12 protein-coding genes are annotated in these 19,733 nt (G+C 58.3%); 2 read left to right on the forward strand and 10 right to left on the reverse strand.

Annotated features, from left to right (window positions below):
• Nucleotides 1–215 precede the first annotated feature (215 nt).
• The 8 genes from G7K71_RS05525 to G7K71_RS05560 form a co-directional block, all read right to left on the reverse strand.
• Nucleotides 216–3,227, reverse strand: coding sequence for a cohesin domain-containing protein (locus G7K71_RS05525; RefSeq protein ID WP_166344076.1), 3,012 nt, complete (start codon nt 3,225–3,227; stop codon nt 216–218).
• A 19-nt stretch (nt 3,228–3,246) separates the two neighbouring features.
• Nucleotides 3,247–4,056 (reverse strand): Ig-like domain-containing protein, encoded by an 810-nt coding sequence (locus G7K71_RS05530; RefSeq protein ID WP_243174707.1) that lies wholly within the window; start codon nt 4,054–4,056, stop codon nt 3,247–3,249.
• Between the two features lie 112 nt (nt 4,057–4,168).
• Nucleotides 4,169–6,016 carry a dockerin type I domain-containing protein gene (locus tag G7K71_RS05535; protein ID WP_166344080.1) on the reverse strand — a complete coding sequence of 616 codons (1,848 nt, stop codon included), beginning with the start codon at nt 6,014–6,016 and terminating at the stop codon, nt 4,169–4,171.
• A gap of 193 nt (nt 6,017–6,209) precedes the next feature.
• Entirely contained in the window at nt 6,210–8,018 is a 1,809-nt protein-coding gene (locus tag G7K71_RS05540) for a S8 family serine peptidase (RefSeq protein ID WP_166344082.1), read from the reverse strand.
• Between the two features lie 281 nt (nt 8,019–8,299).
• Nucleotides 8,300–12,640 (reverse strand): hypothetical protein, encoded by a 4,341-nt coding sequence (locus G7K71_RS05545; protein WP_166344084.1) that lies wholly within the window; start codon nt 12,638–12,640, stop codon nt 8,300–8,302.
• A 124-nt stretch (nt 12,641–12,764) separates the two neighbouring features.
• Entirely contained in the window at nt 12,765–13,919 is a 1,155-nt protein-coding gene (locus G7K71_RS05550; RefSeq protein WP_166344086.1) for a hypothetical protein, read from the reverse strand.
• A gap of 23 nt (nt 13,920–13,942) precedes the next feature.
• Nucleotides 13,943–15,586 carry an S-layer homology domain-containing protein gene (locus G7K71_RS05555; RefSeq protein ID WP_166344088.1) on the reverse strand — a complete coding sequence of 548 codons (1,644 nt, stop codon included), beginning with the start codon at nt 15,584–15,586 and terminating at the stop codon, nt 13,943–13,945.
• 105 nt (nt 15,587–15,691) lie between these two features.
• On the reverse strand, nt 15,692–15,934 hold the full coding sequence (locus G7K71_RS05560; protein ID WP_313884892.1) for a helix-turn-helix transcriptional regulator: 243 nt from the start codon (nt 15,932–15,934) through the stop codon (nt 15,692–15,694).
• Between the two features lie 302 nt (nt 15,935–16,236).
• Here G7K71_RS05560 and G7K71_RS05565 point away from each other — a divergent pair, with 302 nt between their 5' ends.
• Both G7K71_RS05565 and G7K71_RS05570 read left to right on the forward strand, forming a co-directional pair.
• A complete protein-coding gene (locus tag G7K71_RS05565; RefSeq protein ID WP_166344090.1) occupies nt 16,237–16,665 on the forward strand; it encodes a helix-turn-helix domain-containing protein in 429 nt (142 codons plus the stop codon).
• Nucleotides 16,666–16,827: 162 nt separating this feature from the next.
• A complete protein-coding gene (locus tag G7K71_RS05570) occupies nt 16,828–17,364 on the forward strand; it encodes a hypothetical protein (protein ID WP_166344092.1) in 537 nt (178 codons plus the stop codon).
• On the opposite strand, the gene hflX is transcribed toward G7K71_RS05570, so the two are convergent.
• Nucleotides 17,365–18,684, reverse strand: coding sequence for a GTPase HflX (gene hflX, locus G7K71_RS05575; protein WP_243174575.1), 1,320 nt, complete (start codon nt 18,682–18,684; stop codon nt 17,365–17,367).
• 40 nt (nt 18,685–18,724) lie between these two features.
• Entirely contained in the window at nt 18,725–19,723 is a 999-nt protein-coding gene (gene amrS, locus G7K71_RS05580) for an AmmeMemoRadiSam system radical SAM enzyme (RefSeq protein ID WP_166344094.1), read from the reverse strand.
• Nucleotides 19,724–19,733: the final 10 nt, after the last annotated feature.

Below are 19,733 nucleotides of genomic sequence, written 5' to 3' on the forward strand. Positions count from 1 at the left end.
CCGGTCCATCACCACTTGATGCGCCCCTTCAGCGGTTGCCACTGCAATGCCACAGGTTGCGGGAGGGCCGGAAGTCCTTTCAAGACTTCCGGCTGCAACAAAACATCCCTCACCGCTACCGGATCTGCCTTTGAAGCGGGGGCCTCACCGGCAGCATGACCTGTGACCGGCAATGGGAGCTAGCTATTATGACCAAAGAACCGTCCCGGTGATCACTACTCATTCACCGTGACTATCTCCGAGGCGTCCCCTTCACCGGCCTGGTTGAACGCCTTGGCCACATAGCGGTAGGTGGTCGCCGGGTCCAGCCCTTCCAGCTCCACGCCAATGTTCTGGTTGATGCCGCCCACGTCGGGAGTGAGCACTTCCTTGACCAGCTCCTGCACCTGGCCGGCCGCGTTCACCCGGTAGATGCGGAAGCCCTGCTCATCCCGGGAGCGGTCCTTGAGGGTGATGGTCACCCTGCCGTCCCTTAAGGCGCCGGCCTTGATCAGGGGCGGGTTCAGGCTCCTGCCGGTTCCGTAATAGGGGTTAACGATAGATACGCGCACGGGGTCGCTTTCCAGATTCATGGTGGGGTCCCAGATGGTAAATATCCTGGTGAATTCCTTGCTGTTCTTGTCAATTTCGATGTAGTCCTCGTACTTCTGGGAGGACAGGCTCACCTGTCCCACCTCATGCATGTCCTGATCGTACACCTTGAGGATCATGCCGGGCTCGCCCTTCCTGTACCAGCGCCAGATAATCTTTTCCGAGGTTATTTCGGTGACCCGGGCAAAGATGACGGGCGGCTTCACCTTATAAGCCTTTGTCTTGACTGTTTTGGGCAGGGACGGTTCGCTTTCCACCATATTGCCCAGTTCGTCAATCACATAAGCCGAAACCGTGCGCTTGTACTGGGTGTTGGGGTTCAGCCCCTTTTCCACGTAAAAGGTGGTATTGGCCCGGTCTATTTTGGCCACCACGCTGCCGTTCTCGTCCTTGAGCAAAACGCCCTGCTCGTTATCGCTGTTGTCCTTCCACGTCCAGGTGATGGAGAAGGCCGAGGTGGCCCTGCCCTTCAGGTCGGTCGGTTTTGCCGGTATCTTCACGGGTTCAATGGCCCTCTTGCCGGTCCTGAAGACCCACTGCACGTCCTCCGGGAAGGGTTCCTCCTTCTGGTTGTACAGGTTGGTGGTGACCACCACCGTGTATTCATATTCTTCGGCCAGGTCGGATACAGGATCAATGGTCACCCGCTTCTTGTCCAAGCTCAGTTTCACTTTGGCCGGTATGGCCGTTCCGTTCTGGTTCAGCACATACACCGAGTTTTCATCCACCGTTTCCTGGTACAGAGGCTGCGAAAAATCAATGACGATGTTTGTGTCCACCGGCACATTGTCCTCTTCTTCGCCCGGGCTCATGGCCACGATGACAAAGCCGCCCTCACTGTAGGAAGTGATGTTGACGGTATATGTTCTGGTGGTGCCGTCCGGGGCGATCACGGCAATCTCCACCCGGGCATTGCCCTTATCGTCCAGGGTATTACCGCTGATCCGCACCGTGCTGCCCGGGTCCTCCGGCCTGGCCTTCACGTCCAGCGTCTTTACGCAATCGGGAATGGCGTAATCATAGGAAAGCCTGTCTTTGCTGAACCCGGGCAGCTTTTTGCCGTTTATGGCCAGGTATTTCAGGCTGGCATTGCTGCTCAGGGTTCTGGCCACAATGATGATGGTATAGGTCTTGATTTTAGTGTTATCTACGGCGGACATCACCTGGATGGTTGCTGTGGCCATACCCTTTTGATCGAAGGCTCCGGTGGTAATGCGGACGAAGTCGTCTTTATTGAGAGGTGTGGCCTCAATTTTCAGCTCGCCAACCTTTTCCACCTGCACGGTGTAGGTGAGCTGGTCCGGGTTGCTGACGGTGACCCTGTTGCCATTGACGGTGAAGAAGGCCAGCCCCAGGGCGTCAGAGGGTGCTCCCTCCTCTTCCAGCGTTATGCGGCCGCTGGTGCAGGGCACGTCCCGGTCGTTGACCTGCGCGCTTTTTATGGCCAGCGCCAGGGGGCTGACCCTTTTCAGCACCCTGAACTTAAGGCGCAGGATCTCGCCGTCGGCCTTCATCGGGGAAGCAGTAAAGCCGCTGATTTTGACCGTGCCCCCGGCATCATTGGCAAAAAACTGGAAGCCTGCGGCCATGGTCCCGGGCTCCACCCCCTCATAGCTCAGGCAGGTGCTGTCATAGGACACTTCCAGCAGCAGCCCCTCCAGGGGGTTGTCATTGGTCAGGCCACGGATCATTACGGGCAGGGTGAAGCTCTCTTCCCCCGCCGGCACGGTCAGATCCGCAAAGTACACCCCGGTGGTGGAGCTGCCGGTACCGACTGTTACCGTGCCGTTTTCCACGGGCACGTCCAGGTCGTTGAGCTGCGCTTTGGTGATCTTGATGCCGGGATCGGCCTGGCGATCTTTTATTTTGAACTTGAGCTTCAGTATATCCCCGTCGGAAGTCACCGGCGAGGCGGCAAAGCCGGTGATGAGAAGAGTGCCGGCTTTATCGTTGTCAAAATACTGGAACCCGGGGGCCACGGAACCGCTGGCCAGACCGGCATAGCCAACCGCCTGCGGGTTGTAGCTCACTTCCAGAAGAACGCCGGCCACGCCGCTGTCCGGCGCTATTCCCTTTACGCTGACCGGTACCGTAAATTCGGACTGATCGGATGCCACCGTCACATCGGCAAAGAATACCGTCAGGTTCCCTGCCGGGGCGCCCTGCTGGAAGGAGATGGTGCCGTTTTTCACCCCCACCGGGGCGTCGTTGATTTCGCATTTCACAATCTTAAACTGCACGGGGTTACCCCTTTGTTTCACATTGAATTGTAATTTCAGCACTTCGCCGCCGGTGGTGACCGGTGAGGCGGTAAAACCGGAAATGAGCAGCCTGTTGCCCTGTACATTGCCGAAGCACTGCAATCCCGGGGCGCTGCTCCCCGCCGCTATGCCGGTATAAGCCAGCCTTGTGCTGTCAAACTCTATTTCCATGTACAGCCCGGCCAGGGCGTTATCCGGGGACAGCCCGTCAACCTTCACGGGAATGGTGACGGACGTGGCGCCGGATGGGATGACCATATCGTCAAAGCCCGCGCTGGTGCCGGCCGCCAGGGCCGCCTGCCCGGCGGTAAAAGCCAGGAGCAGGGTCAGGAGCACCAGAAGGGGTGTTCGCCTGGGGCGTTTTCTCTGTTCCATAGCAGCAACTCTCCTTTCCCTACTGTTCAATGACCACAACCATAATCTGGCCGGTGGAAGGGTCCACCAGCGCCCGGGCGTTCCTGCCGCTGTCCGCCGCCGCAGAAAGGTCCGCAGCCCGGCCCGGGCGGACGAGGTCCCCGTTCTGGTCCACCAGCTCGATCAAGGCCTGGTCCGCCACCGGATAAGCTCCCGGGTGGTTGACGAATCTTAATTTGGAGCCGGAGAAATCCCAGATCTGGTCCACGATCAGGTTCTCGGGAGCCACGGGCACTACGTTGCCGCTGCCGTCCAGCATCACCGGGCTGGCCTTGCCGTAGGGATACCAGCTTTCATTATATTCATAGAGCAGGTTCTGACCCCGGCCGGCCACATCCACGTAAACGGTGCCGGTTTCTTCATTTATTTGCCGGACCATGCCGAAAAGGCGGTCGGAGGACGAGCCCGCACCCGCGGCAATGGTAAAGGACATTCTTACCTCCTGCCGCAACCCGGCTCCCGTTTCCGAGGTAACGCTTTTCAGGATATACAGCGTGTAGGTGGCCCCGGCCGTATAGGGTTCCAGGGGCTCCACCAGCACGGTCCTGTGCAGGGGGTCGGCGGGATCCAGCCTGACGTTCACCGGCACGGAGGCACCGCCGGCATCCAGCACATAAATATTTGCGCTGTTAATGCTGTCAGCCCGCATGGGCACGCTGAACTTGACCTGCCACACCTTGTTGGGGGAAACCCCCTGCTGCGCAGGCCAGCTTTTAAAGGCACTGTCCGCCGCCCCGGCCGGGCCGGCCAGGAGGAGGGCCAGGAGCAGGCCCGCCAGAAGGGTGATCATTTTTTTCACTGATTCAACCTCCCTGGACAATAGTCGTCGGTCATCATACTCCAGTCGTTGGATTATGAAGGAATTTGCCCTGCGCATTCCAGGTTGAACCTGTTTAACCGGTCTACTTGCCAATCAGATAGAGGGCAATTTTCTGGGCGTCCATGATGGTCACCCGCCCGTCACCGTTGAAGTCGGCGGCAGCCTTCTGGGCGTCGGTAAGGGTCTCCAGGCCGATCACCGCCCGGGCGATCTTTACCGCATCCATGATGGTCACTTTCCCGTCCCCATTGACGTCGCCCCTGCCTGCGGGGGGAGAGGTGGACTGCCGGGACACATAGACGGTGTAAACTTTTTTCGTTCCATCCTGGGCGGTAACGGTAACGGTCACTGTGGCCGCTCCGTTGACCAGGGTATCGCCGCTGACGGACACGCTGGCGGTGCCGTCCTCCGGCACGGCTGCAACGGTGAGCCGGTCGGGGGCGCTGTCAGGCACGGTCATGGTGTAGGAGGTAACTTCCGGGCTGAAGCCGGAGGGGGAAAGACCGTTGATGGTCAGGGATTTCAGGTTGGCGTTGCCGGAAAGGCTGGCATTGCCCACCACAATGGACTGGTTGAAGGCACCGCCCTGGTAGGTGGTCACGTCCACCCAGGCAATGTTGTTGTAGGCGTCCACCAGGGCCACCCTGGGCAGGGCGTAGACCCCTTCCTTGTCAAAACTTACGTCCATGGTATAGGTATCGCTCTGTTCATTGTAGGTGAACTGATTATTGGTATAAAAAGGAGCGTTTTCGCCGTCCACCAGGAATACGCCGAAAATGTGGGAGTCGTCACGCAGCCGCAGGGAAAGGGTCACCTTTTCGCCCACGGCCACCCTGGTGCGGTCGGCTGTATAGGACCGCAGAACCGGCGGCGCATCGTCCATGTCGATATCCTCGTCGATGTTGATCTTGTTCTGGGATACCGGTTTATAGACTGGGGTGGCGTACTGGTTGTCGCCTTTCACACGATATTCTGGTGAATAATAAAACCAGTTTCCCGTCACATTGGTCAGGCCCTTCTGCTGGGTGCGCAGGTAAAAACGATAGTGATTAAAGTTATTATGATGAAACTGGTTGTTGTTGCTGGCCAGAACTATATGTATATCTGTTCCGCTCAAGTCCCAAGATCCAAAGTCATTTTGGCGAATTTTATTATAGTTTCCCTTAATATAGTAATAGTAGTTATCATAATAGTAAGAACCGTAAAAACTCAGTCTGCACTGCTGGATGATGTTGTTGTCTCCATTAATCAGGTCATGTTGCTTTTCTCCAGCGATGTTAAGTTTGCATTTCCTTACTTCATTGCCGTTGCCGGTTATCTTAAAACCATAATGGGAGTAATAACCAATTTCGCTAGAAACAGTGGAACACTCCAGAATCTTGTTCCCGTTGCCCTGGATGTTTATGGCGCCCAGGGTGGATTTCTGGATGGTGGTGTTGTCGCCATTGATGGTCAGATCGACGCCGCAGTCGACATTTTCGATGACATTGCCGCCCTGGTTATAGAGAACGATCTCCGCCTGTACTTTGTCGCTTGATTTTCGCAGCACGATGCGTTCGCTGTCGGTGCCCTTCAACACCAGTTTGCCCCAGACCTTCAGCTGGCAGGGGTAGGCCTCGTCGGCAAAATACACAGTGACGCCCGGCTCGATGGTCAGGGTGACGCCCTCCGGCACCGTCACGCTGCCCGTCATATAATACGGGCTTTTGGACTTCACCCAGGTGGTGTCCTGCTCAAGAAAGCCCCGCACTTTGGTCCCGCCCCCGCCCGGCACCGTTCCCATAGACGTGTAAACGGGAGCTTCGCCCTGATTGCCGTAAACTTCCTGCCCGACGCTGTCCGGCTCAACCGCCGCCCCTGCGCCCGGGAAGAAGATTACCAGTCCCAGCAGGAAGGCCAGAATCACTGCGTATCTGAACAGTCCTTTCACCCGCAATTCCCCCTTTAAAAAAGGTGTTCCCGAAAAACAAGCGGGAAGGCCTGCCCGGCCCTTCCCCTTCCGTCAAATCCCTCCGCTGCCACGTAATTATGAAAAAACTGTACTTTTACCCTCCGGCAACCCCACCTCCCTTCACCATTTTCATCCTGCTGCCGGTGCCCGAGCGGCATGGGTACCCGGTAAGTTAAGAGCTCTGCACCGTAACAAAGTGGGCCACCACCCCTTCCTTCAGGTTAAACCCCGCCCGGCTCCTGATGGACGGCCTGACCACCACCCAGTACCGGGTGGCCGGTTCAAGGGCTTCCTGCGGCCTCATTTGAAAAGTAAAGTCATCAATCCGCCGGATTATCACGGCCACCGGCTGCGCCGTATCATACCGGTAAAGCTGCAGGCTTTCCCCAGTTACGGTTTTCTCATCGATGGGCAGGGAAAATTTAACGGTAAAGGTATGATCCAGCGGGATGTTTTCGCGCGCGGAACCCAGCACCCGCCAGCCGGCGAACTGGTCATCCAGGATGGACGGAACAACGAACGGGGCCTGCCCGCCGGCCACAGTTTTACCCGTATTGTCCAGCAATTCCACCGCCAGGGTGTGCATCCCCTTAGCCAGCGCTTCCACATTTAAAACGGTATTGTAACAACCGGCGGAGGGGACCTTCTGCGAACCGTAAAACAGGCCGTCCACCCTGAACCGGGCGTAGCCGCTGAAAGTCCCGTATACGGCATAGGAGACGCTCAACCGGTTGCCCTGTGCCACAAAGGGGCTGGGAGCTAAAATTTTTAAACTAACCGGCTCATTGATTAAATAGTTGCTGAAATTGATGATCCCGAAACCATAGTAAGGATCTCTGCCCTTCTCCCCTGCATCATCGGCATTCAGGGCAATAGCATTTTCAACCTGCTGCACGGTAATACTGCCATCATTGACGCGCAGGAGGGCGGCTATTCCCGATACAAAGGCCGCCGCCATGGACGTGCCGTCATAGGAAGTATAACCATCCAGAATACCGTCGGTGTCCGCATCCAGCGGGACACTGGAGACAATGTCCTTGCCGGGGGCGGCTATATCCACCACGGTACCGTAATTGGAGAACTTTGTGATGGTATCGTTACGGTCCACGGCCGAAACGGTAATACAGGCCTGGATGCCGGCCGGCGAGTAGCCGGACGCATCGGCAGAGCTGTTGCCGGCGGCGGCCACCACCACCACTCCCCTGCTTACGGCATAGTTGACGGCTTCCTCCAGAACCGGGGACCGGCCCGGCCCCCCGATGCTGAGGTTTATAACGTCGGCGCCGTGATCCACGGCATAGTATATGCCGTCGGCAATGTCCGAATCATAACCTTTACCACTGCTGTCCAAAACCTTCACCGGCAGGATGCGCACCCGCTGGTTGCCCGCTTCCATGGCAATGATACCGGCAATGTGCGTGCCGTGACCGTTATCGTCCGCAGCATCATCGTCCCCGTTTGCAAAGTCATATCCCGGCAGCACCCGGCCATAAAGCAGGGGATGCCGGGCATCCACACCGCTGTCCACCACCGCCACCACCGCTTCGCTGTTGCCGGTCACCCGCTGGCTGAGCTTATCGGCTCCCGTCCGGGCAATGCCCCAGTTCTCCCCGGCGACGGTAGCGGGGAGCAAACAGGCCTGCCTTATATAGTCAGGCTGGACCAGCTCCACATCGCTGCGGGAGCGGTAAACATCCATCACGGTTTCCAGTTTTTCTCCCCCGGGAACCTTTATAGAGTAAGCCCGGCGCATGTGTCTCATGGCCCTGGCGTCAGCCGGGGCAGCATAATAATTTTTGCCCGGCTTAAATTTGACAATTATCCTGTCGGTGCCGTATGTTTCTGCCGCCGGCGGGCCCGTAACGCCTTTCGCCATGGCCACACCTGCCGGCCCTCCAAATAGAAAGCAAACCGCTAAAAAGACCAGCACATATAAAGAAGGGCGGGCAGCCGGCCGGCGCCCCGGCAATACCAGCTTCATAACCTTCTCAGGTCCTCCGAACTTTAGATATTGCCACGCAACAATTTAAGTTAATAGGCCGCACCATTGCCTGCTTCTGTAAAATTCCACCGCCATGATGTTCATAAAGGAGGGGGGTTGGGGAATGCCAGTCAACAGACCACCTGCCGGAAAACACGGTACCGTAAAAGTTAATGAAAGGCGCCCCTGTGGGGCTCAACCCACCGGGGCGCCGGCCACGGGCACGCACTTATCAATAAGTTAATAAGTTAAGTGCCTGGCATCGTTTGCATCCCATCGGTCTATTGGGTGATGGTAACGCCTGCAGTTGAGGTCTTCCTGTAGGCGTTGCCGGCAGCGTCCCAGATATCCTTATCAGCGTTGAGCTGGGACTTGACGTTGACCTTAACAAGATCGACGTCAATTACGCTGTCGTCATCCAGCTTGATCACTACCTTCGTGCCGTCGGCAGCGTTGCCGGTAAACCGTAGGATTTCCGGGTTGCTACCGAAACTGTTGGCACTGATATCGAACTCAAAGTCGTTGATGACGTCGGCATAGTTGTCGGCGACGTTGACGCCCTCGCTGAAGGTTAACACGACGTAACCATTAGTGTTCGTCTCATTGGTGTCCTGAGTATCGCCGTCACCGTTAAGATCCAGTGCGTTAGCGACAAACCGGGCTGCCGTGAGGGCCGGGCCGGTGGTGTCGTCTGAGGTGATGGCAATGTTATTACTAAAATCGATATCTTTGGCAGCCTGGCCCCACTTATTGGCAAGGTCGGCACTCGTAAGTGTTACCTTGAGAGAGGCGACGTCGTTCAGGTTCACTGCTTGAGAGCCACCAACGATGATGCCACCACTAGCCAGCCTTACGGTGACGGTCTTGCCGCTGACAACCGCGCCGTCCTGGAGGGCTATGCTTTCCGTAGTCGCATCAGTATTATCACTCACGCCAATACTGTTTTCATTGAAGTCGCCGTCGGAGGCAACCACGTCCACGTCGAAGGTGAGCACCAGCTGGTCGCCTTCGTCAATGGCGCCGCTGTTGTTGCTGTCGGCGTACTTGACCGACTGCAGGGTGGGCGGCTCCACACCGACCGGCGGCAGGATTGTCCGCAGCTCGCCTGTAGCCACATTCTGGCCCGAGGCAGCGGTGATGGCGTCCTGGCCGCGTGCAAGAGCAATCTGCTTACCGACCGGGTTAGTGTCAGCCCCTAACGTAATCACCAGTTCGTTCGAGTTGGCCCCCGCAGCGAAGGTGGCGTTGGGCAGGTAGTCTACGGGGCTGTCCGCATTATCTTTGACAAAGTCGCCAGCGGACAACTCGGCCACGTCAATCACTACCGGCTCCTTAAACACCAATGTGATGGTATCGCCGGCGGTCAGGCTGCCGGAGCCGTCAACGTCCTTGATCCTGATGTCGCCGGTTTCCAGCGTTACGGCGGCGGCAGTGGCACCGGTTGCCCGAATCTCCGCGGATTCGGTGAAGCTGTTGCCGAAGGTGTCCTGGATGCCGGTCGCCTTGAGCACGTAGGTCGCGTCTACGGTAAGGGCCGTAGCCGTCCAGAGGTAGGCAGTTTTACCGTCGGCGAGGAGGTCCACCTTGGTAATAGCCACCTGGTTGGCCGGGTTGGCCTTAAGGTAGAGCTGCCAATTAGCGGTGTTCTCCACGCTGGCGGCGTTCATGTTGCTGTCGAAGGTGGCCTTGAGCAGCTTGAGATCTGTACCGGTCTTGGACGCGACTATCGCGCTAGCCAGAGCCGAGGTGGCGCTGCTGGTGTAACTCACCGCGACCTGGGTCTCCGCGGTACCGGCGTCGTTACCGTTGCCGTTAGTGTCCACCAGCACGCCGGAGTTCCCCAGGCGCAGCTTGAGGGAGGTCTTGTCGGCTATGCCCTCAATGCTAGTAGCAGCGCTGTCCGGAACGCCGATCCACACCTCACTGGCGTAATCGCCGGTATTCGCGTAATCCTCGGACTTAGCGGCATCCTTGTAGAAATTGCTCACGCCAGTCAGGTCAGCGACTTCGGTCTGGTCGTTCCCGTCGGCGAAGAACTGGACGTCGTTGTCTTCATTGAAGTTATCCACGTTCATGCTGACCTTCTCGTTGAAGACCAGGTGTAACAGGTTGGTCTCCTCGTCGTAGGAGGCGGAGACGATGTAGGGCTTAACGTCGTCGTTCACGTAGGTCAGTGCGCCGTCCGTTACCCGGGCGTTGGCCTTGCCATCAATACCGGTAAAGACGCCACTGGTGATGTCAATGGCCGGCGATGCCGGAGCGTCACCTGTGCCCTCAAATTCAGAGATTGCCTCATCAGCAGTGGCTTCAAAGACCAAAGTGTCGCTACTGGTAATGGTCTTGAGGACCGCGCCCAGGTTGGCCAGGGTCTTGTTAGCCGCACCCTTCAGGGTTACGCCGGCAAAATTGGTGAAGGCGGAGACGTCAATGGCCCTGTCAAACACCAGGGTGAGCTGGTTGGCAAGCTCGTCGTAGGTAGCAGAAAGCAACCGGACGTATACCGCGGAGGTGGCCACGACAGATCCTGCGGCGTTGTCATTGCCAGCCAGGTCCTTGAAGGCGCCGGCCTGGACGTTTACCGTCAGGTCTTCCAGGGCCGCAACCTGGGACTTCAGCTCGGCGGTCAGGTCCAGCACGATACTTTCGGAGGAGCCAGTGCTGGATACGGTCGCCGTAGCCAGGCTGATGCCGCCGATGCTGATCTTACTCTGATCCACGTAAGCGTCGGACGCCTGGACTGTCTCGTTAGCAGTAAGGGTTAGCTTCCCGTTGGTACCGGCGTCCAGGTCGAGGGATGCGCTGACCAGGACCGGGGCCTGGGTGTCGGCGCCAATCCCGCCGGTGAAGTCTTTATAGCTGTTGACCGCAACGTAGTTCCCTACAGTATCCTTCACTCTGGTAGCAACGGCAGACGTTACCGGGTTTACAAACAGCCGGTACTGGACGGCGTCCAGGGTGCCCATATCCTCAACGCCCAGTGTGTCGGTAGTTGCTGTACTTAAGGTGATCAGCACTGTCTTGCCGTCGGCCTGCAGGACGGCATAGTCAGCATTACCACTGCTACCCAAGGTCAATTGTTCACCGGTGGTAACGTTACGCAGCACGTAGTTACTGATGGTTTCGGCGTTATTCTCGTCGACCGCCTCGCTGAAGACCACGACAAGCTGGTTGCCGTTGACGTTCTCAACGGAGACGATCTCCGGGGCCTTCTTGTCCACCAGGGTCACGCTGACCTGCTCGGCCGCGTTGCCGGCCTTGTCGGTGACGTCAATGGTCAGGGTCTGATTGGCGCCCTGCACTTCGTTCAGCAGCACGGAGTAGGTGTTGGCCGCTTCTTCGGCGGTGACTGCCAGGGTCTGGCCGGCCTGGGCCACGGCGATGTCCTCGGCGGTAACGTTGGCGTCTTCAACGGTAAAGGTGAGCTTCTGCTGGTCGGCAGTCACGTCCACGGTGGCCGCGGCGACGGTGATGACCGGAGCAGTCAAATCAATGGTGAACCTCACGGTCTGGGTGGCTTCGTTGCCGACTGCGTCAGTGGCAGTGACTACCAGCTCGTGGGCGCCCTCAGCGGCGATCTCGGAGCCGTTGTACTCGGCGCCATCCAGGGTCATGGTCACGGTGGCGGCCTCATCATCCACGGTGATTACCGGGGTGACGGCGCTGTTGTAGATCTGGCCATCGGCCACTCCTTCAATGGTGATGACCGGAGCCTCGGTATCGGGAGCGGTGTAGTTCACGTCTACGGTGAAGGTCTGCCCCCTGTATTCGAAGGTGACGGTGTTGGTACCATCCACCAGCGGGGACGGGGTGAAGTCGGTGATGGTGGCGGTGGTACCGTCGCTAAAAGTAACTTCAATGGTGGTGGCGTCAATAGCACTGACACTTTTTACAGTGAGCGGAGCTTCAGCTTCAACAGTTACAGCGTTTGAGTCAACATAATTCCCAGAGTCGCCGTAAGCTACGCTGTATACTACTTCCTGATCAGCATTGGTGGCTTCCGGCAAAGCTACTCCTATTATTCTCAATGTTTTTGTTGCCTCGTCCCAGCTGGAAGTTCCGCCTCTCCATACGAATGTTTCGTCCAATTCGCCGTTAATGTATCTTTTTATATCAACAGATGGAGCCGTTGGAGTTTCCTCGGGAACAGCGCTTAAAACTACTTCCAGGTCTACGGAACCATTAGCTTTAACAGCGCTCACCGAGACAATCTCCACCACTTCCGGCCGGATGTCGCCAATCACGGCCTGGCCGTTTTCCACACGCAGTTCCTTTTGAACATCAGGCTTGTTGGTCTGGTAAGCGGGGTCATTGACGATGTCGGCGAAGCGCTTGCCCGCACCAAGGGCCTTCTGATAGTCCAGGACTTTCTGGTCGTCGGTTTCCACAATAACCGGCGCGCCGGTTTCTTCAGCTTCACCGACGTACTGCTTGACGGCATTGTACAGGGTGTTGTCATCGTTCATGGCGTCGTTTACAGCTTTGGCGTAGTCCACCTTCACCATGTCGCTGCCGCTCTTGAAGTAGACGTACTGCGGCACGGCGGCAAAGGCCACGCTGGAGAACAGGAACACCAGCGCCACGGCTAAGGTGATAACCCGCATGTGCTTAACGCGAGGCATCAAGTGACACAACCTCCTTTGATTTCCTGAACGTTTTTCACATTACAATCATCAACAATTCAGTTATTTGTTATGAAACACCCTCACACTATCCCATCACCCCTTTGCAATGGCTGTCCAGTTTCGTTTAAGAACCCATGGCAACCACTGTTGCGGTGCCTTCGTCGCTGCTCCCGTTGGTGGTGGTGACCACGACGTTAACGGTGTCTCCCACCTTCAGGTTGTCCAAAACGCCTTCCCATCTCTGATCCACTGCATTATACTGCAGGGCCTGGCCGTTGGCGGTGACGGAAGCAGCTTCAACGCCTTCATTAAGGAACACCCAAACGCGGGTCTGGCCAAACAGGTCCAGTTTGGCGCGTATTTCCTTGATGGCCTCCACAGGGCCGGGAGCGGGAGGTTCCTGTACGGTGATGACGATCTTGCCGGCCAGGGATTCCGCAGTGGTGCCGGCGGGCACTTCCGCGCGCCACTTGCTCCTGTCGGGCTGCTGCACCGCCGCCTTACCCGCGATGGTCACGGCCGTTACCTTATCCACATACTCGGCCTTGATGGTGATGGTGGCGTAGGTCTTCTGGGTAAGGTCGCTGTAGCTGATCAGCGGCAGCCCTTCCATCTCGGCAGGCCACTGGCCGGGAGCGGGAGGTTCCTGCACGGTGATGACGATCTTGCCGGCCAGGGATTCCGCAGTGGTGCCGGCGGGCACTTCCGCACGCCACTTGCTCCTGTCGGGCTGCTGCACCGCCGCCTTACCCGCGATGGTCACGGCCGTTACCTTATCCACATACTCGGCCTTGATGGTGATGGTGGCGTAGGTCTTCTGGGTAAGGTCGCTGTAGCTGATCAGCGGCAGCCCTTCCATTTCAGCGGGCCACGGTTTGGCTACGGGTTTTTCCACCGCTTTGCCGGTTTCATCAACCACCAGTTCCACATCGGGCCTGGGTTCGGTTCCTTTGTAATTATCGTCGGCCACCACCTGCTGGTAGGGCTTTTTGTCCTTCAAGGCCTTGCTCCAGTCAACCACCGAGCCGTCGTCGTTTTTTACCACAATGGGCCGGAAATTGTCCTGGGCGTCAATATAGGCCCTCTTCAGTTCCTGCAGCAGGGCGGTATTCCCGGCCGCAGCCTGGTCCATAGCCTTCTGATAGTCCACCTGCACTATCTGGCCTGCGGCATTTTGATAGAAAATGATACTGGGAGTTGCTGCGAACGCCACGGCGCTGAACATGAACACCAGCGCCAGGGTCAATGCCAGAACGCGCAGCGCTTTTTTAGCGTTCATTTACGGCTCTCTCCCCTTTTTCATTAAAGTTCCCGCACGGTAATATCCCGGGTCTGCACACCCTGAGCCGTGGTTACCTTCACAGTTACCGTGTCGCCCTTATTCAGCCCCCAGAGAGTGACCTTGTAAAAGTCGCCGCTCAAGGTCATGGGCTGACCGTTGGCGGTGACGCTGGTGGCAGTCACCCCGCTTTTGAGCCATACATATACGTTGGTATCGCCGAACAACCCCAAACCGGCATCGGCTTTCTCTATCACATCCACCGCCGGCTTCAGGGTAACCTTAAAGTCGGCGTCCACCACGGTGACGCTGCCTTCCAGGGTCTTCTGCCACTCATTGGTGCCGGGGCGCCGGTTCATCACCTGACCCTTTACCGTGACCGTATCGACCTGCTCGGCATACTCCGGCTTGATCTCGGCCACCACCACGGTGTTGCCCAGGGGGTCGGTCAGAGTCACATAGGATTTAATCTCTACGGGCAGAGCTGACACGGGCGGTGCCGGATTAACCGTCACCACGCAGGTAGCCGTCTTGCCGCCGTCTTCGGTTTTAACGGTGATGTTGGCCGTGCCGGCCGCCACTGCGGTCACCCTGCCGGTGTCGTCCACCGTGGCCACGGCGGTGTTGCTGCTGCTCCAGGTAACCTTTTTATTGGTAGCGTTGCTCGGTGACACGGTGGCCGTCAGCTGGACACTTTCACCGACGGTCATGGTCAGGCTGGTTTTATCCAGGGTCACGCCGGTAACGGGTATGGTGGTCGACCCACCGCCGCCACCGCCGCCACCGCTGGTACGCACTACGGTCACTTCGCAGGTATCTTTAAAATTGCCGTCCGCGGTGGTGACAGTGATGGTAGCCTTGCCTTCAGCCACGCCTTTAACGTTGCCCTGGTCATCCACGGTGGCGATCTTCTCGTCGCTGGTGGACCAGGTCACTTTCTTGTTGGTGGCGTTGTCCGGGATAACGGTGGCCTTCAGCTGCACCGTGGAGCCTACGCTAAGGCTCAGCGTATTCTTATCCAGCTTTACCCCGGTAACCTTCACTTCTTCCTCCGGCGGTTGCGGAGTTTCTCCGGTGATGGCCCGGTCAAGAACCACCACGGTTTCCGCCCGGGTGATGGACCTGGTCGGCCCAAAGGTGCCGTCGGAGTAGCCGCCCATCACGCCTTTGGCCACCACAGCGGCCACGCTGCCCCGGGCCCAGCTGCCGATTCGACCGGCGTCCTTAAATTTGCCCAGTACGCTTGCATCGCCGCTCCCCAGGTTCAAAAGACGGCTGATGATGGAAGCGGCCTCCTGGCGGGTGATGGGCTGGTTCGGCCGGAAGGTCCCGTCTTCATAGCCGCCCACATAGCCGGCGCTCACGGCTGCGGCAACCTCACGGTAAAACCAGTCACCGGGCCTGACATCTTTGAAATTGACTGCTGCGCCGGGATTCTGCTTCTCCATGGCCCTGTTTACCAGGGCAACGAATTCGGCTCTGGTCACGGCTTTATTCGGCCGGAAGGTGCCGTCCTGGTAGCCGCCCACCAGGCCCTTATCCGCCCATTTTTCCACCTGTTTCTGCGCCCAGTGGCCGTTCAGATCGGGAAAACCGGCATAGGCCGCACCGGCCAGGGCCAGAAGCAGGCAGAACACCAGGGTTACTGCCAGCAATTTCGACTTCATCGCGCGCTATTACCACCTTTCCCTAAATGCAACCCTTCAACAGCGCTTCCTGCTCGCGTCTTCCACCGGAACATCAGCCCTGATAATCAAAATTCCCAGCATTAATTACTGCTGTTCCCCCGGGTCAGGTTCCTCCAATCGCGAACCGTGATTATCCCGGCCAAAAAAAAGCTCGTCCACGGTCACGCCGAAGAAGTCGGCCAGTTTCTTCTCCACCTCCTTGCGGGGGTGGCGGTGACCGCCTTCAATCATGGCGTAGGAGCTCTGGCTGATGCCCACAGCTTCGGCTACCTGCCGCTGGCTGAGGCCCATTTTGAGCCTCAACTGGTACATCTTTTCATTTCTCACCCCGCTCACCCTTCGGCTGGTGTTGAAAGAACAAAACCTCCCCCCTTCCTGCCCGGCTGCAGCACCGGCCGGCCCGTTTCAACCCCGCGGTGCCAGCCGGCTGCCGTCACCCTCTGACTATTACTATAATCACAATTCGCGATTGCTGTCAAGGGTCCACCGGTTAAAATTTGCGCCGAACGTAAATAATTAGTAGAAGGTTTTTATTTCTTATCACATTATGCGCTTGAACGGAAAATCCGTTTTTTATTTTCTTTCCCGACTTCACAAAACGTGTTAAATTACGATCGGGGTGAACCAACATGCCTTCCCTCGGCGAAAGGCTGGCCTATTTGCGTAATCAAAGGGGATTGTCCCAGGCGGAACTGGCCCGCCTGTTACATATGGGGCAGAGCACCATTGCCATGTACGAGAAAAACAGGCGCTCGCCGGACAACCAGTCTCTCAAACGGCTGGCCGATTTCTTCGGCGTTTCGACGGATTACCTGCTGGGACGCACCGACCGGCCTTACGGAACCGGCGGAGAGGGTGCACCCGGGAATGCACCCCATGACGAGAAGCTGTATGCAGTTGCGGCCGACCCCCTGTTTGCCGACCTGCTCAGGCAGGTACCGGACCTGACGGAGGAAGAAAAACAGTCCCTGGTTGAGCACTGGGAGTGGGCCCTGCGCTTTATAAAGAAGGAGAGGGAGCGGCGCAGGAAAAGGGAGGAAGGGAACCGGAAGGGATGACAGGGCGAGGACAGCGCCTCATCCAACGAGGAGTAATGATTTTTTTATCCTCCCCAGCCTTTCGACAAAATCCGACACAACCGTGGTTTATAATAAAATGAGAAATAGTTCAAGGACACGCTGGTATCCTTGAGAATGTTTCTGCCGAGCGGAGGGGTAGCCTTGAATTCAGCCGTCCGGCTGGCCCTGGCCCTGATCAAGAAGTACCGTCTCGAGGGGCCACCGGGTGTTTACCAGCTGTACAGGATAGCCAGGAGCGAAGGGATCATCCTGACCCGCTTCCCGTTTAAAGGCCGGGTCAGGGCAAGATACGTACGCACGGGGGACGGCATCGCGCTGCTCACGGTGAAAAAGGGGCTTACCAGGCCGGAACTGAAGCACATGCTGGCCTACGGGCTGGGCCAGCACTGCCTGAATGTCACCAGCGGCATATACGTGGACGGGTTGACCGGGAGAGGGGAAGAAGAAAACGCCGCCGAAGATTTTGCCGCCCTCCTCCTGCTGCCCCCGGGGACGGGCAGTGCAGGGACAAAATTCCAGAAGATTCATGAAGTGGTGGATGCCTTTCACATACCCGCACCCCTGGTGCGCCGCCGGTTCAACCTGGAAAAGTGGTTGACAAAGCACGAACATGTGGTTCAGGAGTACGCCCCCTTCCCGGCAGGCGCCCGGCCGGCCGCCGGTAGACTTCAGGCATGATTACCCGGAAATTCTGCCGGGATTATCCTTCCCCAGCCGGGCCGCCGCCCGGGAGGCCCACACCGCACCCAGTTCCACTTCCAGGCGCACGCCCTCCGGGGTATATTCCCGCGACAATACCTCCCCTTTTTCGTAGAGCAGGTTGAGCACGTCTCCCCGCTGGTAGGGCACCAGGAACTCCCGCCGCACCCTTTGATCCCTCAAGACTTCCATGATGAGCCGGCGCAGTTCATCCAGGCCCTGACCCGTTAGAGCGGAAACCGCCACCGCCGGCCTGCCCGACGGAAGCAGCCAGGGTTCTTCAGCAGTCAAACGGTCAACTTTATTGAAAACCAGAATGGCGGGCTTCTCCCCCGCCCCCAGGGAGGCCAGCACATCGTCCACCGCTTTAACCTGGTCCGGGTAATCCGGGTTGCTCACATCCACCACGTGCAGGAGCAGGTCCGCTTCCGTCACTTCCTCCAGGGTGGCCCGGAAGGCGGCCACCAGGTGGTGGGGCAGGCGGCGGATGAAACCGACCGTGTCAGTAAGCAGCACCACCTCATTGTTGGGCAGTACCAGGCGCCGGGTGGTGGGGTCCAGGGTGGCAAACAACCTGTCTTCGGCCGGTACGCCCGCCCCCGTGAGGGCATTGAGGAGGGTGGACTTGCCGGCGTTGGTATACCCCACCAGGCTGACCAGGGTCAGGGGCACGTCCTGCCGCCTGGTGCGCAGCAGGGTCCGGTGCCGGCGCACTTCGTCGAGCTCCCGGCGCAGATCGGTGATGCGCCTTTTTATGCGCCGACGGTCGGTTTCCAGCTTCGTTTCGCCGGGCCCCCGGGTGCCAATGCCGCCCCCCAGCCGGGAAAGCCCGGTTCCTTTCCCCGCCAGCCGGGGGTAGAGGTATTCCAGCTGGGCCAGTTCTACCTGCAGCCTGCCCTCCCGGGTACGGGCCCGCCGGGCAAAGATGTCCAGGATGAGCTGGGTGCGGTCGATAACCCGCACCCCCAGTTCCTCCTCCAGGTTGCGCACCTGGGCGGGGGAAAGCTCATGGTCGCAGATTACCAGGTCAACCCCCAGTTCCCGGCAGGCGGGAGCTATTTCATCGCGCACCTTGCCCCGCCCCAGAAAGGTGGCCGGGTCCGGCCGGCGGGCGCGCTGCACCACCCTGCCCACCACCCGGGCCCCGGCCGTGTCCGCCAGCCGGGCCAGCTCGTCCAGGGATTCCTCAACTTCACGTTCATCTTCGTGCGGCAATTGAAGGGTTATAAGTAATACTTTTTCGTAATCAGGCAATTTTTGCATGCGCACCAAACCTTCAAAGACTTTTTTAATCCGCATAACTTCCGTGGCTATTTAGGTACGGGCATTGCACCTCATCTCACACCACCAACTTCACTTCCGCCCCGCAGCAACGGCAGCGGTTCCCTTCCAGTCCACGCACCTGCACCCTGTAGCCGGTGCGGCGGATGAGGGTTTCGCCGCAGGCCGGGCAGAAGGTGTCGCCGCCGTTCAGCTCCGGGGCGTTGCCGATGTAGACGTAGCGGAGCTTTTCGAGGGCTATCTCCCGGGCTTTTTGCAAAGTCTCCAGGGGCGTGGGCGGCAGGTCAAACTTGTAATTGGGGAAATAGCGGGAAAAGTGCAGGGGTATATCCGGGTCGAGCCCGGCCACCCAGTCCACCAGGCGGCGTATCTCCTCTTCCGAATCGTTTAAGCCGGGAACCAGCAGGGTGGTCAGCTCCACGTGGCAGTGCCCGTGGGCGATCTCCACCGCACGCAGCACCGGTTCCAGGTGGCCGGCGCACGTCCCGCGGTAATATTCATCGGTAAAGCCCTTCACATCAATATTCATGGCGTCGATGTAGGGCAGGATCTGCCGCAGGGGTTCTTCGTTGACGTATCCGTTGGTAACCAGTACGTTCTTCAAACCCTCCTGGCGGGCCAGGCGGGCCGTATCGTAAACGTACTCGTACCACATGAAAGGCTCGTTATAGGTATAGGCCAGGCCCACGTTGGGGTAGCCCCGGGCGATTTGCTCCCTGGCCGCGGCCACGGCCTGGGCCGGGCTCAAATAGAGGGTATGGGGGTCGGCGTGGGCAATCTGCCAGTTCTGGCAGAAGCCGCAGCGCAGGTTGCAGCCCACGCTGCCCAGGGAAAGGATGTCGCTGCCCGGGTAGAAGTGGTAAAGGGGCTTTTTTTCAATGGGGTCCAGGGCGTAAGAGGAAACCCGACCGTAATTGAGGGTGTAAAGGATGCCCTGCTGGTTTTTCCGTACCCGGCAAAAGCCGGTATGGCCGTCCCTGATGCTGCAGAGCCTGGGGCAGAGGCGGCAAAAAGTGCGGCCGCGGTCCCCTTTTTCGTAAAAAAGCGCCTCCTGCACGCATAATTCC

The sequence above is a fragment of the Desulfofundulus sp. TPOSR genome (assembly GCF_011393055.1).
In the GTDB taxonomy this organism is placed as follows: Bacteria; Bacillota; Desulfotomaculia; order Desulfotomaculales; family Desulfovirgulaceae; genus Desulfofundulus; species Desulfofundulus kuznetsovii.

Coding starts and splice junctions, on each gene's coding strand:
- G7K71_RS05565 (WP_166344090.1), top strand. CDS start 16,237: ATGCCTTCCCTCGGCGAAAGGCTGGCCTATTTGCGTAATCAAAGGGGA.
- G7K71_RS05550 (WP_166344086.1), bottom strand. CDS start 13,919: ATGAACGCTAAAAAAGCGCTGCGCGTTCTGGCATTGACCCTGGCGCTG.
- G7K71_RS05530 (WP_243174707.1), bottom strand. CDS start 4,056: ATGATCACCCTTCTGGCGGGCCTGCTCCTGGCCCTCCTCCTGGCCGGC.
- G7K71_RS05555 (WP_166344088.1), bottom strand. CDS start 15,586: ATGAAGTCGAAATTGCTGGCAGTAACCCTGGTGTTCTGCCTGCTTCTG.
- hflX (WP_243174575.1), bottom strand. CDS start 18,684: ATGCGGATTAAAAAAGTCTTTGAAGGTTTGGTGCGCATGCAAAAATTG.
- G7K71_RS05540 (WP_166344082.1), bottom strand. CDS start 8,018: ATGAAGCTGGTATTGCCGGGGCGCCGGCCGGCTGCCCGCCCTTCTTTA.
- G7K71_RS05525 (WP_166344076.1), bottom strand. CDS start 3,227: ATGGAACAGAGAAAACGCCCCAGGCGAACACCCCTTCTGGTGCTCCTG.